At 34.7% G+C, this 18179-nt stretch carries 16 protein-coding genes; 4 read left to right on the top strand and 12 right to left on the bottom strand.

The genetic code is table 11. The annotated features are described in order from the left end of the window. Positions 1–350: 350 nt before the first annotated feature. Entirely contained in the window at positions 351–797 is a 447-nt protein-coding gene (locus M2373_RS19980; RefSeq protein WP_259113025.1) for a GNAT family N-acetyltransferase, read from the top strand. Positions 798–911: 114 nt separating this feature from the next. Next, on the top strand, positions 912–2420 hold the full coding sequence (locus tag M2373_RS19975; RefSeq protein ID WP_259113024.1) for a S8 family peptidase: 1509 nt from the start codon (positions 912–914) through the stop codon (positions 2418–2420). 36 nt (positions 2421–2456) lie between these two features. Here the strand turns inward: M2373_RS19975 and M2373_RS19970 are convergent, their stop codons facing one another. The 3 genes from M2373_RS19970 to M2373_RS19960 all read right to left on the bottom strand — a co-directional run bounded on the left by M2373_RS19970 (position 2457) and on the right by M2373_RS19960 (position 5093). Continuing rightward, positions 2457–3626: a carboxypeptidase-like regulatory domain-containing protein gene (locus M2373_RS19970; RefSeq protein ID WP_259113023.1), complete on the bottom strand. Its 1170-nt coding sequence runs from the start codon at positions 3624–3626 to the stop codon at positions 2457–2459. A 46-nt stretch (positions 3627–3672) separates the two neighbouring features. Then, complete coding sequence (gene ygiD, locus M2373_RS19965; RefSeq protein WP_259113022.1) at positions 3673–4500, bottom strand: 4,5-DOPA dioxygenase extradiol; 828 nt, start codon at positions 4498–4500, stop codon at positions 3673–3675. A gap of 80 nt (positions 4501–4580) precedes the next feature. Next, the gene (locus M2373_RS19960) at positions 4581–5093 is read right to left on the bottom strand and encodes a YceI family protein (RefSeq protein ID WP_259113021.1); all 513 of its coding nucleotides are present in this window, start codon (positions 5091–5093) and stop codon (positions 4581–4583) included. 392 nt (positions 5094–5485) lie between these two features. Between M2373_RS19960 and M2373_RS19955 the strand changes: the two genes are divergently transcribed. Both M2373_RS19955 and M2373_RS19950 read left to right on the top strand, forming a co-directional pair. Further along, positions 5486–7627 (top strand): S9 family peptidase, encoded by a 2142-nt coding sequence (locus M2373_RS19955; protein WP_259113020.1) that lies wholly within the window; start codon positions 5486–5488, stop codon positions 7625–7627. A 192-nt stretch (positions 7628–7819) separates the two neighbouring features. Further along, positions 7820–8845, top strand: a complete 1026-nt coding sequence (locus M2373_RS19950) for an LLM class flavin-dependent oxidoreductase (protein WP_259113019.1) — start codon at positions 7820–7822, stop codon at positions 8843–8845. Positions 8846–8959: 114 nt separating this feature from the next. Here the strand turns inward: M2373_RS19950 and M2373_RS19945 are convergent, their stop codons facing one another. The 9 genes from M2373_RS19945 to M2373_RS19905 all read right to left on the bottom strand — a co-directional run bounded on the left by M2373_RS19945 (position 8960) and on the right by M2373_RS19905 (position 18099). Further along, positions 8960–9460, bottom strand: a complete 501-nt coding sequence (locus M2373_RS19945; RefSeq protein WP_259113018.1) for a hypothetical protein — start codon at positions 9458–9460, stop codon at positions 8960–8962. Positions 9461–9552: 92 nt separating this feature from the next. Continuing rightward, the gene (locus tag M2373_RS19940) at positions 9553–9816 is read right to left on the bottom strand and encodes a hypothetical protein (RefSeq protein WP_259113017.1); all 264 of its coding nucleotides are present in this window, start codon (positions 9814–9816) and stop codon (positions 9553–9555) included. 11 nt (positions 9817–9827) lie between these two features. Beyond that, a complete protein-coding gene (locus M2373_RS19935; RefSeq protein WP_259113016.1) occupies positions 9828–10472 on the bottom strand; it encodes a hypothetical protein in 645 nt (214 codons plus the stop codon). Between the two features lie 141 nt (positions 10473–10613). Continuing rightward, positions 10614–11354 (bottom strand): intradiol ring-cleavage dioxygenase, encoded by a 741-nt coding sequence (locus M2373_RS19930; protein ID WP_259113015.1) that lies wholly within the window; start codon positions 11352–11354, stop codon positions 10614–10616. A 468-nt stretch (positions 11355–11822) separates the two neighbouring features. Further along, positions 11823–12497, bottom strand: a complete 675-nt coding sequence (locus M2373_RS19925) for a LytTR family DNA-binding domain-containing protein (RefSeq protein WP_259113014.1) — start codon at positions 12495–12497, stop codon at positions 11823–11825. 6 nt (positions 12498–12503) lie between these two features. Next, positions 12504–13586 (bottom strand): sensor histidine kinase, encoded by a 1083-nt coding sequence (locus M2373_RS19920; protein WP_259113013.1) that lies wholly within the window; start codon positions 13584–13586, stop codon positions 12504–12506. Between the two features lie 125 nt (positions 13587–13711). After that, positions 13712–16741, bottom strand: coding sequence for an SMC family ATPase (locus M2373_RS19915; RefSeq protein WP_259113012.1), 3030 nt, complete (start codon positions 16739–16741; stop codon positions 13712–13714). A 3-nt stretch (positions 16742–16744) separates the two neighbouring features. After that, positions 16745–17950, bottom strand: a complete 1206-nt coding sequence (locus tag M2373_RS19910; RefSeq protein ID WP_259113027.1) for an exonuclease SbcCD subunit D — start codon at positions 17948–17950, stop codon at positions 16745–16747. Then, a complete protein-coding gene (locus tag M2373_RS19905; RefSeq protein ID WP_259113011.1) occupies positions 17950–18099 on the bottom strand; it encodes a hypothetical protein in 150 nt (49 codons plus the stop codon). Before M2373_RS19905 ends, M2373_RS19910 begins: the two co-directional genes overlap by 1 nt. Between the last annotated feature and the right edge of the window lie 80 nt (positions 18100–18179).

Genomic DNA, 18179 nt, shown 5'->3' with positions numbered 1-18179 from the left:
ACATTGTATAATCTCGCTGCGTGCGCTTGGCTTTTATCTTATCTCGATTTTCCATAATAAGTCTATTTTGTGTAAACTTATTGTAGGACGGGACAGCATAATAATATAAAGGCTTCCGAAAATGGAAGCCTTTCTTGTTTTTTACGAATCGCATAAATTTTCATGGATGTTTTTTTGAAAGGATCAGATTTGTTTAAACCTATCTCAAAAAAATGTAAGATTCAGCAAGCTCAATCTGACACCGTCAATCATACATTTAGTATTAGATTTGTCAGTCTAAAAATAAGCTATCTGTGTGGTCCGTGGAAAAATATAAAATCAGTAATTTTGCAATTGTAAAAGACAAAACGATGACAATAAAAAGAACAGATTCTTCCAATACAGATTTTCAGAGTTTAGTTAAACTTCTTGATGCCGATCTGGCAATTCGTAATGGTGATGATCATGCATTTTATGACCAGTTTAATAAAATTGATATGATTAAAAACTGTATTGTTATTTATATCGATGAAACTCCTGCGGCTTGCGGTGCCTTCAAAAAATTTGGAGAGGATACTGTTGAGATCAAAAGAATGTATACCAATCCTGATTTCAGAAAAAAAGGCCTGGCAACGGCAATTGTAAAAGAATTAGAAATCTGGGCTGTAGAATCCGGCTACAAAAAAGCTGTTCTTGAAAGTTCTTTGGAGCAAAACGAAGCACTTTCGGTATATGAAAAAAGCGACTATCAAAGAATACCGAATTACGGACAGTATATTGGAATTGATAAAAGCGTCTGCTATGAGAAAATACTGTGATGTATTATTTTTGACATAATAAATTTAATGGACTGATCACGTAAATTTAACTTTCTGATCATTCTAATTCAATATAAAGTGATATCTTGGATAGACCAACCAAAATTATTTTATATGAAAAAAAGTGTCATTTACTTATTTATTTTGTCTGTTACTTTCATATCCTGCAACAGAGAAGAACTTCAAAGCGGAAACTCTCAAATTGAAATTGCCCAGAAAGATCCGCTGGATTCAAAACAAATCAACGAAAAAATTAATACAACCATCAAAAACGGAGAGCGCTTTTCATGGAAGAAATCTACCGATCATTTTGTGTGGAGTGCTGTTCTTCAGGGGAATAAAATTGCTTCCATCGGTTTTGGGTCCTCAGAAAATGATTTTGACAGAAGCTTGTCTTCCGACAGTGAAAATATTCAAAATGATATTTTAGAATTAATCGAACAGTATGAAGGAAAAGCGGCCAGCCGTGTTTTGCTGACTGCAGATAAATATCTCAATCAGATGGATGTCATTATCGAAAAGCAGGAAACCATTATTGCTCTTCGGAAGATGAAAAATATCCGATATGTGGAGCCTGCGGATTATCATTATTTTGAAAATGAAAGAAAATTCAACGGAACGGCAAAGTCCAGTGGCAGTTCATCAGGCTGCGGATTTGAATCCACTGCTTTAAGCACAGCAGATTATTCAACAGTAACACCCAATGCAAAAGCTCCTTGGTCTTTTGCGAAACATAATATCACCAGTGCCTGGAGTTACAGTACCGGGGCAGGTGTTACTATCGGAGTGATTGACAGTGGAGTTTCCTCAGAGCAGAGCCTGTTGGGAAGTAGTTTTAATAATGGACTTTCATCGGGAAGAACAATCAATAAAAATGGAGTTTATGTAGATTCCGTATGGCCATGGAGTACAGGGTACGATGGTTCTGCAGATAAATGCGGTCATGGAACGAGTATGGCTTCTGCTATAGCAGCTCCGAGAAATAATCAGGGACAGCCGGTCGGGGTAGCTTATAATTCTAATCTGGTAACCTACAGAGCAGCTTCAAATGTTGTTTTAGATGGGTATCACGAACAAAATGGAGTTAAAATAGCCTTTACAGAACTTGGAAATAATAATAACGTAAAGATTATTTCAATGTCAATGGGGCATATTTTTTCTGTTGGAAAAATTGAAGATGGAGTAAAATATGCTTATTCAAAAGGAAAATTAATTTTCTGTGCCGGCGGAACTTCTACAAGTTTTACCAATTTCGTAGGCGTAATTTTTCCGGCCTGGATGTCTGAAACACAGGCCATCACAGGGGTAAAGGAAAATACTTCCAATCAAAAGTGCGATGTATGCCACTCAGGTTCTGAAATTGATTTTACTTATCAGATGGAAAGGTCGTCAGGAAATAATATTCCGGTATTAAGTTATTATAATGGACAGACCAACTATGTAGGCGGCTCTTCTGTAGCAACAGCTTCCACAGCCGGAATTGCAGCACTGGTATGGTCTAAAAATCCATCGTGGACAAGAGATCAGGTTTTGAATAAAATGAGACAGTCTTCTACATATTATCCAAATCCGAACTCAGATTACGGATATGGAAATATTAATGTTTTACAGGCTGTTCAATAGATAATTTTAATTAATAAAGACGGAGGCATTACAGAATTAATCTCCCAGCTGATAATCCAGAGGAAGCATATTTTCGATCTTATTTTTTGAAAAATCTCCTTCTGTGATCAGTAAATCCGGAGTTGTGATGTTTCCGTCTTTTGAAACTTCAAAAGTTTCACCTTCAGGATGTAGAAAAGATGACAGTAAAACCGGATTTTTGGTTTTTAGAAACTCTTTTCCTTTCAGTTCATAATAATATTTCTGATAGTTCACCTGAAGCATATCTTTAAAGCTGAAAAGAATTTTCCCATCACTTCTTTTTACATAGTCAGAATCGGGAATCAGGGTTTTTGTAATAGCCAGTGCATAAGGTTTCTGACTGTTTTTTCTTTGTGAAATATCAAGAATATCATCCGGAGCATTGCGCATTCCCGTAGATTTTGCAATCTCTATGAAGTTTTTAAGCGTTTTTAATTCCTCGTCGGTTGGATACTTCGGGTTTGGAATTTTAACAATATGATTGACTATAAACGGAGCTTCGGAAATTTTATTGTTATAAATACTTCGGAAAAAATGGAGTAAACTTCCGTCATAAGCATTCATGCGGTTAAGTTTTATTTTTGGACTGCTCTTCGTTTCCTTGAAAAAACTTGTTCCTGTATAATTGACCATTTTAGCTCCGAAATCTGCAGAAAAAGTGATGAGGTTATACTCGATCTCATAGCCCAGATTTTTATTTTCTATTAATAATGTTTTGGGAGCTTTTACTTTTAAGGTCTGATTCTTTTTATCGTAAGCAAATTTTAAAGAGCGCTGGTTTTTGATTTTCACATTTTCACGGTCGTAACCGATAAAATTATCAAGGAAATAAGTGATAAAATTTTTATAGGCTTCTTCGGTGTAAGGAATGATCTCTATTTCTTCGATTTCATTCGTTTTATTTAAAACAACTTTTAGTGTTTTGTTGATAACCTGGGAAGTATGAATACTGAATGTTTCGTAATGTTCTTTTTGAAAAACAAGATTTCCGGTAGTGTTGGCAGGTAATTCCATCGTGAAACTTCCGTCTTCTCTGGAAACAGTTCCTGTTTTGGTTCCGTCCAGATAAATATTTACATTCGGAATGCGCTGTTCAGCATCATTGATTATATTTCCTTTAATAACTTGAGAGAACGAAATATATAATGGAAATAAAAATAAAAAAAGTAATATCGTTTTTTTCATGGTAAACAATATTACTAAATTTATAGTGATAAAAAAAGACTTTACATTATCCTATTCTCACACTCGTCATGCTTAGGGATCCTCCAATCAATTCATCATTAAACAAACTAAGTTCTTCGGCCTTGTCTTTTAGTCCTAGTGAATAAATCAGTGGCAGATAATGATCCGGAGTAGGAATCGCATATTGTAATGAGGTTCCTTGTTTTTGATAATCAATGATGTGCTGGAAATTACCATCCAAAAGCCAGTTGTTGGTTTTTTCGCGAGCTTCAATAGCCCAGTCCCAGCCGACTCCGACGGTGTTGATATTTCTCCAGTCTATTAATCTGAGATTATGAACGATATTTCCGCTTCCGATGATTAGAATTCCCTTTTCGCGAAGTTTATTCAGTCTCTTGGCTAAATCAAAATGATACTGAGGAGGTTTTGTATAATCAATGCTCATTTGTACCACAGGAATATCAGCCTCAGGGTACATATGTTTGATGACTGACCACGCTCCATGATCCAGACCCCAGTTATGATCCTCTTCTACCAAAACAGGAGCTAAAAGTTCAGCCGTTTCCCTTGCCAGTCCGGGATCTCCCGGAGCAGGATACTGAACATCAAACAAAGCCTGGGGAAAACCTCCGAAATCATGTATTGTTTTAGGCATATCCATTGCAGTAACCATCGTACCGTTGGTAAACCAGTGAGCCGAAATACACAAAATGGCATTGGGCTTTGGAATTTCCTTTGCAGCCTGCCTGAATCCCTGAACAAACTGATTTTCTTCAATAGCATTCATCGGAGAGCCGTGTCCCAGAAATAAAACCGGCATTCTTTGAGTGTTTCTAAAATTATCGCTGATGTTTTGTAGATCGTTGAGGTTCATTTTTAATTATTGTTAAATAAAAAAAGAGCAAAGGTAATTTTAACATTTTCCTTTGCTCTTTTACCTTGGTTCTTATATTCTTATGCTTGTTTTACGAACTGTAATTCTCCGGCAAGTTTTACTTCTTCACTTACCATTACACCTCCCGCTTCAAGAGCAGCGTTCCAGTTTAGTCCGAAATCTTTTCTGTTGATTTTACCTTCAAAAGAGAATCCTGCTTTTGTATTTCCCCATGGGTCAACATTGATTCCGTTGAAGTCTACTTCTAAACTTACAGGTTTTGTAATTCCGTTGATGGTTAAATTTCCTGTTACGTTTCCGTTCAGAGCCTGAGAATCGAAAGTGATCGTAGGATTAGCTTCAGCATTGAAAAACTCTGCAGATTTCAAGTGGTTATCTCTGTCTGTATTGTGCGTAGAGATAGAATCCGTCTGAATAGTAGCTGTAGTTTTAGCATTTGCGAAAGAATCGTCGTCAGCTTCGATTTCAGCATTGAAACTGGTGAAGTTTCCTTTGATATTAGAAATCATCATGTGTTTTACTTTAAAAGTAATTTCACTGTGTGCTGGGTCTAGGTTCCATTTTGTTGCCATTGTAATATATTTTTTTATTGTTATTTATAGTGCAAATTTAGATCACGAGATAGGTACAAATCATTGACGTAGGATAAGAAATGATTTTTATGATATTTTTCAAAACTTATCCACGATCATTTAAAACTTTCATCCTACAACTTCCTTTCTTTTTGACGAGCTAATTTCGATAAAATTGAAACCGACAGTCATTGTAATCAATGAAGTAGGTTTATGCTGACATTCAGCATCAAATCTGGCAACTATGAACTAAAAACAGTCAACCAAACTTTTATATTAAGTTAAGAATTAATCCCAACCAGAGCATCAACAAGACTTTACAAATGTTTTAATTTAACACTTCTTAACGAATGATTTTTATTTCTTATTTTTGATGGATTCAATTTTATGCAATGAAATTATATAAATTATCTTTATTGATGCTGGTTTTGGGTAGCAGTGCATTTGCTCAGACTCAAAAATTTACGATGGCGGAGGCTGTTAATGGTTTAAGAACAAACTTAGCGGTTAAAAATATCTCTCAGTTTTCATGGTCTAATGATGGGAAATCCTATATTCAGGCTGTAAAAGGCGGATATTTGATTACTGATCTGAAGACGAGTAAACAGGATACATTGGTATCTTTAACTCAGTTGAATAAAAATCTTACGGATAACAAATTCAAAGCAGTTCCACAAATTAAGTTCATCAGCAATTCCCACGGATATTTCAATTCGAATGGTAAAATGGTATGGGTTGAAAAATCAGGAAGTGACTGGAAAACAAAAAGCTCTGTTGCCGTAGATGAAAATGCATCAAATATAAAGGTGTTCGGAGATAATCAGACTTTTGCATTTACGGTAAAGAATAATTTATTCGTTAATAAAAATGGAAAAACAATTGCTGTAACCAATGATTCAGATGAAAATATTCTGAATGGCGCTGCCAATGTTCACCGAAACGAATTTGGTATTGATACCGGAATTTTCCCGGCTCCTAATTCTGAAAGTGTAGCTTTCTACAGAATGGATCAGACGATGGTGGCAGATTATCCGATTATTGACTGGTCGGTAACTCCAGCTGTGAACCACAACATCAAATATCCGATGGCAGGTCAGGCTTCTCATCATGTTACATTGGGCGTGTTTAATATTAAAAATCAATCGACCACTTTCTTACATATTGAAGGTGAAAAAGATCAGTATTTAACGGCGATCACATGGAGTCCTGATTCTAAATATGTTTTTGTAGGCGTTCTGAACAGAGGTCAGAATCATATGAAAATGAATCAGTATGACGCAGCAACAGGAAATTTAATAAAAACATTATTCGAAGAAACAGACAGCAAATATGTTGAGCCACAACATCCTTTGACATTCTTCCCGAATTCAAACACTGATTTTATTTGGCAAAGCCAGAGAACCGGGTACAATCATTTGTTCCATTATAGTCTGGAAAAAGGACTGGTTTCTCAGATCACGAAAGGAGATTGGCTGGTTACTGAGATTTTAGGTTTCAACGAAAAGAAAAAGGAAATCTATTTCACTTCTACGAAAGAGACACCTTTGGAAAAACATTTGTACAGAATCAACTGGACCAACTTCAAAATGCAGCGAATGGATAATGCAGAAGGAGTTCATACAGGAGTTTTAAGCAATGATGGAAATTATTTGTATGATGTTTACAGCAATGCCAATACGCCAAGAGTTGCCAACATTATCAATACGAGTACCTTAAAAACAAATAACCTTTTAACAGCTGAAAATACCTTAAAAAATTATCAGAGACCCGAAATTAAAAGTGTTAACCTAAAAGCTGATGACGGAACAATTTTATATGGGAAAATGATTCTTCCAACGAATTTTGATCCGAATAAAAAGTATCCGGTTATTGTGTATTTATACAACGGGCCGCATCTTCAGCTGATTACAAATACATTCCCGGCTTCAGGAAATCTTTGGTATGAATATATGGCTCAAAACGGATACATTATTTTTACAATGGACGGAAGAGGTTCTGCCAACAGAGGAATGAAATTCGAACAGGCTGTTTTCAGAAACTTAGGTACAACAGAAATGAATGACCAGATGAAAGGGGTAGAGTATCTGCAGTCACTCCCTTATGTGGATTCAGAGAAAATGGGAATCCACGGTTGGAGCTTTGGTGGATTTATGACCACAAGTTTTATGCTTCGTAAGCCTGATGTTTTCAAAGTAGGTGTTGCAGGAGGTCCTGTAATCGACTGGAAAATGTACGAAATTATGTATGGTGAAAGATATATGGATACTCCACAGGAAAATCCTCAGGGGTATGCTGCTGCCAATCTATTGGATAAAGTTCAGAACCTTAAAGGGAAGCTTCTGATGATCCACGGAGCACAGGATGACGTGGTTGTTTGGCAACATTCTGTTAAATTTATCAAATCTGCCGTTGATAATGGAGTACAATTAGATTACTTCGTTTATCCTGGTCACCCGCACAACGTGATCGGAAAAGACAGAGTACACCTTATGCAGAAAATAACAGATTATTTTGATCAGAATTTAAAGAAATAAATACTCTAAATCCAGTCTTATAGACTGGATTTTTTGTTTCATAACCTAACGCGACATAGGAAACTGAAGCGCTAAGTCTTGAATTTTTGTTTCTTTTGTTGCGAAACAAAAGAAATAGCACACCCATTCTTATCAAAGATCAATGTTTCTGAGTTTCTATTACCCTAATTTTGCGTATCTAAAATCAACAATATGGAATTAGGAATAGGAATGTTTGGCGATCTATCATTGGATCAGACAACCGGAAAATATAAAGATGCGGGAATTAAAATCCGCGAAATTCTTGAGCAGGTAAAATTAATGGATGAGGTGGGAATTGATGTTTTTGCAATGGGAGAACATCACCGCCCTGATTATGCTGTTTCATCACCGGAAATGGTGTTGGCTGCTGCGGCAAGTATCACCAAAAATATAAAATTGGCCAGTGGGGTAACGGTTTTAAGTTCCTCTGAGCCTGTAAAAGTATACGAAGATTTTTCAACACTGGATTTAATTTCTGATGGTCGTGCAGAGATTTTTGTAGGCAGAGGAAGTTTCATCGAGTCATTTCCCTTATATGGATATTCCCTGAATGATTATGAAGAGCTTTTTGACGAGAAATTAGAATTATTACTAAAAATAAATTCGGAAGAAAATGTTTCATGGTCAGGAAAACTTCGTGCACCCATGCAAAATCAAACCGTTTATCCAAGAGCGAAAAACGATGGGAAATTATCAATCTGGAGAGCGGTAGGAGGCACTCCTCAGTCGGTTCTAAGTGCGGCACAATTAGGAATGCCTTTGGTGGTAGCTATTATCGGAGGAATGCCTGTTCAGTTTAAAAATTTAATTGAATTTTATAAACAGGAATATCAGAAAGCAGGTCATGATGTGTCAAAAATGCAGATTGCCGTTCATTCACATACATTTGTAAGTGATGATCCAGAAGTAATTGACGGGTATTTTCATAACTACAAATCTCAGATGGACAGAATCGGATCTTCAAGAGGTTGGGCGCCGTACACAAAAATGCAGTATGAAGGAGGAAGAGCTAAAGATGGTGCTTTGTTTATCGGAAGCCCGAAAGAAGTAGTAGATAAGATTGCATATCTTAAAGAGATTTTTGGAATCACAAGATTCATAGGTCATATGGATGTCGGAGATCCTTCACACGAAGTGATGATGAAGTCAATTGAATTGTTTGGGAAAGTAGTAAAACCAGAAATTCAGAATCTGTAAAAATAAATCGCCGCTGAATTTCAGCGGCGATTCTCTTTAAAAAATCATCTTATAATAGGCCACATGGTGGCTTGGGTTTATCAATAAATACAGTCAGCTCTTAATTAAGAAAAATTAAATTCCATCATAATAAGCAATCGACACCTGTGGATGAAATGAAAACATAAATGTCTCAAGACCATTTTCATAGTTTAGATTTTTGCTTAAAAGATATTTGTTATCAATAATGTCAACTAAAGTTAGCTGAGGCGTAAAAAAAGTGAGCCCGATCTTATGCTTTGACGGATCTTCTATATTTGAACTGATGAGGTCCAGCTTAAAGCTCTCCACAGGGAAAAATGTATTTCCTAAAACATCCGGAAGACTTTTTATTTCTCCGTTTAACTGAGAGATATAATGAGTTACTGATGCACTTACCAAAAAAGGAATTCTTTCTGCATGAGCATTTTTTGCCAGCAGCTCCCAATAGTTTTTTACCGGATTTTCTTTATCATCAAAAACCTGATGCTGAATTTTATATTCAAAATAGGTATCATCAAAGACATATTTGTCCCACGCCAACGTAGCATTTTGATCGATAACAATCCGGAATGCCAGCTTGATCTTAGCTTTCATAATTTAAAAATTTTAAGTAAAACAGGGCAGTTTTCAACAGCCGCCCTGATCCTAAACAAAAATGATATGAATATCTAACACTTAAAAAAGTATTAATTTATCTGTACCTTACAATATTCAGTGAGCATTTTTTCCGGACTTTCAATGGTGATTTTTGCTTTGAAAACTCCTGGTTTTAATTGATTTCCGTTGAATTTTATTTCATGCCTACCTTCGATTAATTCCTGCTTTTCAAGGATAGTCGTGATTTTTGTTTCATTTTCATTAAATAACTCTACTGTTACACTTGATTTTTTGTGTAAAAGAATATGTAAAACAGTTTCTCCTCGAAACAGATTGGGATAATTTTTTTTCACGTTGCGCTTTCTCAGAATACCAGAAACAGGAGGAGTGCATCTTCACTTAATGCTTCAAATTCCAACGTTTCGATTTCGGTAAGAACGATGGCATCTCTTGTTTCCATCAATCGGTTCTGAAATTCAAAAGCTCCGTTGATGACCATTCCGAAAACTGATTTTCCTTGTCTGTATAATGAATATACCTCTTCCTTTCGACCTTCATAGAGTCCTATAAAGTTTGGAACTTTTATCCTTTCCGTGATTTTAAATAACGTATTTCTTTCTTTTATATCTAAATCTTCGATCGAAAAAGAGTTTTTCAAAGTTTCGCATTCTAATTCAAATATTAAAAAGTCGGCTTTTTCATTCTGCAGATTATTTCTAAGAAATAGAGTATTATTCTCACTCGACTGTAAAGTAAAAACCTGTTCTGTTGAAATAGGTTTTTCAAAATCATTGATCATAAGTTCTCCGTACAAAACAATGATCAGAATACTGCTGTTTTCACGATAATGGATAAGATAACTTCCGTTTTCTTCTAAGATAATTTCAGAAACCGCTTTCAATACTGAACTTTTGTCTTCTGAAAAAATTTCGTTGACAATACCTGAATCCTGCTTCTTCCAAACGGAAAAATCTGATTTGAATATTCTTGAAGGGTTTTGTGTTACCATGATTTTTTGATTTTAAGGATTCCCACACTGCACAGATCAACACTGTTTTGGATTTTTAACACTTCACATATATAGTCTCGTCGTGTCAAGCTGTGCGATTTGTGGAAACTAATAATAACTAATAGTAAACAACCTTTCTCATTAAGCTGAGACTTTTATCGTATGGATCAGGGAAAAACCTCCGCTGACGCTTCCCGAAATACTGGACATTTCGTTGGAGGTTCCATCACTGAACACGTTATCATTCGAATTGTAAGTATACCCGCTCATCCCTTTGTATCCTGTGCTTGCTCCAACCTGTACCACAGCGCTGTCGCTACCTTCAGGAAATGCAATTTGAGTCACCAAAAGGGACTGTCCTGAAGTATTATAAACATGTACATGAATGTGCGTAGCTCTTCCGTTATACCAACCCGGAAAAATAGATGTAAAACTGACATTACCATTGGCATCCGTAGTCTGTCTTCCTCTCAGAAAATGGACAGAGGTATAATTGGCAGACTGCATACCCGTTCCACCATATTCGGAATAGTTTCCGTCTTTATCACAATGCCAGATATCAACCAAAGCTCCCTGCAAATTAGCACAGCTTGCGTTTACGTTCTGAATTGTCAATGTTATTGTTAACGGAACTCCGGTTCTGTCACTTATAATGTTACTTTGTACCAGACTTGATGGAGATTTGGTAGGAAAAGGACCTTCGGTTTCGGAGTTTGTCACAGAACATCCTGTTGTAGATGATCCTGAACCGGAAGAATTTCCTGAAGATGTATCCATACTATCATCATCACTACCACAGTGGATTAAAATGGGGGCAGCTATTGCTGTTACGCCTGCTAAACCCAGACTTTTCAAAAATCCTTTTCTGTCTATTGTTTTCATAATACGGGGTTTTAAGGTTAATGATTAAAAATAATTAGGATAGATTTTCTATCTTTTTCAAATTTCTATATCAAATGTATTTTCAAAAAACACGATCAGAAAATTTATGAGGTAAACGGATAAAATGTGTCGGTAAATGATTGTTTTTTAAGACTTGTTAAGAAAGATGTAGTTATTGCGAGAAGCGTAGTAACGAAGCAACCTCAAAAATATTAGGAATTTGAAGGTGAGCATACTGAAAGCATCACCACAATAAACTTTAAATATTGGCGGGTTCACTTCATAATGAATATTTATATTTTGAGATTGCTTCACCTTCGGTTCGCAATGACAATTTTTAGTAATCATATTCCCCTCTTTTGCAAGGGGGCAAAAATTTAATAATTTTTGATGGTTGGTTTATAGAAAGTCTTTGATAGGAATAATAAAGGCTATTCTGAATTTTGTTTCAAGACAAAAGTACCAGGATTATTTATTCACGATTTTCATCACCATATCTTTGTATGTATCGCCAATAGGAATGATAAAATCACCAATGTGAATATTTTTATTAACAATGGTTTTAATATCATTTACAGGAACGATATAAGAACGGTGAACTCTCACAAAATCTTTTTCCGAAAGCTTCTCCAGAATGTTTTTCATAGAAGAACGTGCTGTAATTTTTGAATGGTCTTTTAAGTGGATCTGGATGTAATCATCCAATCCTTCAATTAACAGGATATCATTGAAATTGATCTTGTGAAGTTTATAATCAGCCCGAATAGAAAGATGCTTTATTTCCTCATGATCAGCACTTATTTTTACTTTGTCAACAGCAGCTTTAAATCTTTCAAAAGAAAATGGCTTCAATAAATAATCCACAGCATTGATGTTAAATGCATCAACTGCATATTCTGAATAGGCCGTGGTAAAGATGACTTTGGTATTTTGAGAAATGCTTTTGTAGAAATCTATGCCGTTTTTAGATGGCATTTCAATATCCAAAAAAATAAGATCTACAGGGAATTTATTAAGGTATTTTTGCGCATCACTTTGAATGTTGAAAATCTTTTCTAGTGAAAGGTTTTCAACTTTTCCGGCATAATTCTCAATAATTTTCAAGGCTAGAATTTCGTCGTCCAAAGCAATGGCTTTTATCATATTTTTTTAAGTTAAATTAATTTTTAAGTCCACTTCAAAAGTCCTTCCGTCATTATTGATGGTTAAAGTATGTTTTTCAGGATAGACCTGTTGTAAATGCTCTGTGGTGTTTTTTAAGCCGACTTTCAGGCTGCTTTCATCTGCAAAGTTTGTATTGACAATGTTGTTAAAAACCGTAAAGCTTAAAATATCTTCCTGAACAATTATTTTTACGGAAATTTTGGAATTTTCCTCAGCATTAAATCCATATTTAAAAGCATTCTCAATAAAATTAACCAATATAAATGGGGCTATTTTTAAGGTACTGGTTTCCCCGATTTCAGTGTATGAAAAATCTAAGCTATTGTCTGTTCTTACCAGTTGAAGCGCGATATAATCTTTTAAATATTCAATTTCTTTATTCAATTCCACAAAATCTTTACTGCTCTCCTGTACAACATAGCGCATCACATTGGATAACTTTAAAATTCCGTTGGGGGCATCATCAGATTTTAATAAAGTCAAAGAATAAATAGAGTTTAAAATATTAAATAAAAAATGCGGCTGCAACTGATATTTTAAGTTCAATAATTCAGCTTTTGCTTTTGACCTTTCCAATTCTTTTTTTTCATTATTTCTAAAAATAAATAATGATGACAGGAACGAAAATAAAAAGGGGAGTACTGAGGAAAAAATCATTTGATGATAAGATCCGTCATTTTTATGCCCAAAATTTTCAAAAGGCGGCCTCTCATTCATTGGTGGTGGCATTTTCCCATTGAAACCTGGAGGTCCTGGTTGCGGCATTGACATCGGTTGCCCGGAAAAAATATCTTCTGACGAAAGATAATAAGGCAGAAAAACCATAATCCCGAAACTGATCAGAATGCAGATGGTAAAAGGTAAGTATCTCTTTTTACCATACAATTTCGGTAAGAAAATATTAAGGTTTAGGTAAAAGAAAATAATCACCAGTACAAAACGAATAAATTCCCTCTGGAAAGGAGAAACTCTAAAAACGGATAAGGTACCGTCAAAATCCGGTGAGGAAACTATCGGGATGGTTAATAGCAATGGAATCAGAATGATATGTGGCCATAGTTTCTTCACAAATGATTATTTTTATTCAAATATAAATAAAAACGGAGTAAATTCTCTTACCAGCAGGTACATCAATAAATAAAGTAACCTCTTAAAAACTTCAGATCCCAAACTTCCATCTTACGTCCAGTATTTTAAACAATATGGATTAAGCTTCCTCGTTCTTCATCTTTCACAATTTCCAGTGCTACGGGAATTTTTTCTTTAAGCTCTTCCACATGCGAAATAATTCCTACAATTCTGTTTTCTTTTTGGAGCGCATTCAATGTTTCAAATACAATATTTACAGATTCAATATCTTGAGTTCCAAAACCTTCATCAATGAAAAAGAAATTTTTATCTGATTGTGAATTTGCCTGAACACTTTCTGCCAATGCAAGAGCTAAACTCAAAGAAACCTGGAAAGACTGCCCTCCCGAAAGGGTTTTTACACTTCTGCTGCGCCCTTCGTTCAGATAGTCGATAATTTCGAAATCATTGTTTTCATTCAGCTGTAAACTGAGTTGATTCCGGGTCATGCGATGGAACCGAATATTGGCATGATCACACAGCTGACGAAGATAAATTGATGAAACATACTGTACAAAACCTGCTGCTTTGAAAAGATTGGTCATTACTTTTAAATTTTCTGCGCGTTTTTGAAGTTGAGATAATTCTTTAAGTAGATTCTCTTTTTTATGGTATTCTTTTTCTAATCTTTCTATTTCAGAAACAAGCTTTACAGCCGTATCATTTATTTGCTTTAATTGATGTTCCGCTTGATTAAACTCGTTTTCTTTAGCACTGAACAGTTCATTGTCAAAAGTAAAATTTTTCAGTTTTTCTTCTAATTCATGAATTCCGTTTTTTAAAGTTTCAAAATCAATTTTAAATTTTTGAATACGATTCCGGTTCTCTTCAACATTGATTTTTTGAATTAAAATATGTTCAATTTCAGCAAAATCATTGAAATTGTTTTCAGATAATGAAATATTGATCGATTCAAGATTAGTAGAAATTTCCAGTTTTAATTCTGAAATTTGTTTTTCCAATTGCTTCTGAACGGTTTTATCTTCTGACAGTTTGGGTGAAATTTGTTTTTCTTTCTGAACTAATTCCTGATAATTTTTCTCTGTCTCAATATTAGATTTCGATAGCTTTTGATAAATTTCCTGAACAGTTTCTGCTGTTTTTTCAGAATAATTTTCCCAGCTTAAAATTTTTAGATTAGATCGGTTGGTATTGATCTGTTCTTCTTTTTTAGCCTCCTGAATTTTAAAGGTTTCGAGTGCTTTTTGATATTTTTCTAAATTTTCCAGTTCCCTAGATAATGTTTCGCGCTCTTTAATGATCGTTTGATTGAACTGTTCAATTTGCTTTTCCGTTTCGAGTGAAGCGAATCGCTTTTGATCGAATTCTGCTTCGTTTTCTGAATTAAATTCTGCCCATACAAAATGGTGAAGATGATGCTGGATATTCTTTTGAATCTCTGAAATCGCTTCCTGTTCAGCTTTTAGTTGATTGTCAAAAATGTGTTTTCTTTCCAGAATTCTGTCAATCTCATTTTCCTGTTTCTGAAGATTTGATAATTTCAGGTCAACGGATTGAACTTTCCCCTGAATTTCTTTTAAATCCATATTTACATCATGAAATTCCACTATATTCGGATGTTCTAAAGAACCACAAAGCGGGCAGGCTTCACCGTTATGAAGCTCGCTTGAGAATTTTGCCAATTCCTGCTGAATTTTTAAATGATCCAGTTTTTGAGAAAATTCTTTCTTCTGAGCCTCAAAATTTTCTTTTTTCTCTTTAAAGCTTTCTTTAAAATCTTCAGGAAATGCTTTTAATTCATCTGAGATTTGCTGAATCTGTAATTCCTGTTTTTTTATTTTTTCAGCCTGAGCTTCTTGACTTTTCTTAAAACTCTTTTGCTGGATAAACCAATTTCCAATGTTCAAAAGAAGGTTTGAATCAAGTTTCTTTGTCTTTAAAATTTCAACTTCCTTCGAAAGAAGATCAATGCTGTTCTGAATATTTTTTCTTTTTTCTTCAACTTCTCTTACTTCTTTAGATCCTTTTTGGGTTCTTTCCTGAAGTTTTTCAATCTCATCAGAATAAGTAAGGATCTGTAAAATCAAATTTAGATCATTTTCCTGTATTTTAGATTGTTCCAAAACTTCAAAATGTGGCTGAAGAATGGCAAGTTGTTCTTTTATAGTGTTAAACTGTAGTTCGGTTTCCTGAACAATTTTTATTTGTCTTTCTGCCTCAGATTGCTTTACTGAAATTTCTTTTGACAGTTTATCTTTTTCAGCAAGGAGGGGATTGAAAATTCTGGAAATCCGGTCGTAAATATCAGTTTGGGTTTCTAAAATATCAATTTCTTCTTTTCGTTCAGAAAGTGTTATAAAACTGTCTTTTTTCTTTTTTAAATTTTCAAAATCAGTTTTTAAATTTTTAAGCTGCTGAAAATGATCCGAAATCTTCTGAAACTTTTCTTTAGCATCTGAAAATTTTTGCTGTTCAGCTTTTAAGGTCTCTTTTTGAACAGAGATCTGTTCTTCAGTGATTCCCTCAAAACCTTTTAGCTGACCATCCAACTGATCAAGCTCTGATCTGTTTTTAACATTAAGAGAAGCCACATTATTTTGAAGATCGAAACGCTGAAGATTGAAAATTTCCTTCATCATTGTCGTTCTTTCCGTAGCACCAAGTTCTAAAAACTCTTTGAACTGACCTTGCGGAATAATGATGGTTCGTTTAAAATTGGCATAGTTTAAACCGATAATTTGTTCGGTATTAGAATGCTCCAGAGGAATCCATTTTCCATCAATCTGCTGATAAAAAGTAACTGAACTTGGTTTTACATCGTCAAATTTTTTAGAATTACGTCTGAAATCTCTTGTTGCCCGGAACAATTTATTTTCAAAGTTCAAAAAATCAAATTCTATATAGGAAGAGTTTGATTTTAAATTCATCATATTATAAGCCCTTTTATCGCGCATGTTCAGGCGTTCCGTTTCGCCGTAAAGAGCAAAAGAAATAGCTTCAAGAATAGATGATTTTCCGGAGCCTACAGACCCAAAAATACCGAATAAACCGGCATCTGTAAGATTTTTGAAATCAACAGTCTGTCTTTCCTGATAAGAATAAAGTCCTTCGATAGTTAACTGAACAGGGATCATGGCTTAAGCATTTAAAATTTCGTTAAACAAATTCATCAGGTCTTCATTGGCTTCCTGGCCGCCATTTTTTGATTTAAAATAATCCTGAAACAGAGATTCTATATTTTGATTTAAATTGATTTCATGAACTGTATTTTCACTGAACTCCTTATCTTTAATTTTAGGAATCAGATAGACAATTCCATGATGAGATTTATAGAGAAGTTTTCTTTCATCAGCCGTCAGGAATGTTGTGCTTTCTAATGTTAATTCAACAAAAGTATTCGGGTTTTCGGTTAACCAGCTGACAGCTCTGCCAACAGAATCAAATGTTTTTCTAGCTAAATTTTTTCCACTCTGTAACTGAACTTTTTCAAAAGACACATTTTTTCCGGCTTCAGCATTAATGATAGAAATATATTTTTTCTGTCCTGCTTCGCTGAAACTGTAACAAAGTGGCGAAGATGAATAAATAACAGGTTTTTCAACAGTTCCGATATTTTGAAAACCATGCAAATGTCCCAATCCTGTATACTGAATCTGATGGGGAATAATATCTGAAAAAATAAGGTCTGCATTTCCTATTTTAATAGGTTTTTCACCTTCAGGTTCTTCCAGAATCTCATTTCCTCTTTTGTTCATATATAAATGTGCAGTGAGCATATTAATACCGTTTTCATCACAGAATTGATCGGCAAGATGTTTCCAGTTTTCTGCTAAGACTTTATTGATTTCCTCTTCTTTATTTTCTCCAAAATATTCTTTTAAACGAATTTCGTTTGCATAAGGGGTGTGTAAAATACGAACTGGCGTTTCTGAATTTTTCAACAGCAATTCTATAAAACCTTCTTCAGATTTCGAAATACTGAAATAGTCTGTCTCAAAAGGATTGATCTTCGCTTTTGGATGCCCGATGAGAATGATTCCGCATTCGCGGGCCAAAGGATCGGGAGCGTTGATAAGATTGGGAGAATCATGATTTCCGGCAATCGCAATTACGGGACGTTTACCGTTTAATGATAGACGTTTTAATGTTTTATAGAATAGTTCTACCGCTTCAACACCTGGATTGAAATTATCAAAAAGATCTCCGGCAATCAAAATCAGATCTACATTTTGATCATCGGCAATCTGAACAATTTCATCCATGGTCAGAATCTGTTCTTCCAGTCTTGAAAAACGGTCGAGGCGTTTACCCAAATGCCAATCGGCGGTGTGCAGAATTTTCATCATGTATTATTGGCTTCTCTTGCTTTAAAATCTTCCCGGATTTGTTTTAAACGTGCTTTTCTTTCTGCTTCCGCATTTTGTATTTTACGTTTTTTCTGATCAATCTTTTTTTTATTTTTTTGCCTGTTGGCTTCGTTATTTTTGCTCATATTTATTTTTCCTTATGAGTGATTTTTAAATATAATCTGGTGCGAAAATATATCTTTATCAAAAATACTAAAGATTAATA

The sequence above is a fragment of the Chryseobacterium sp. JUb7 genome, from assembly GCF_024806495.1.
Lineage (GTDB): Bacteria > Bacteroidota > Bacteroidia > Flavobacteriales > Weeksellaceae > Chryseobacterium.
This window is presented reverse-complemented; position numbering and strand designations above follow the sequence as displayed.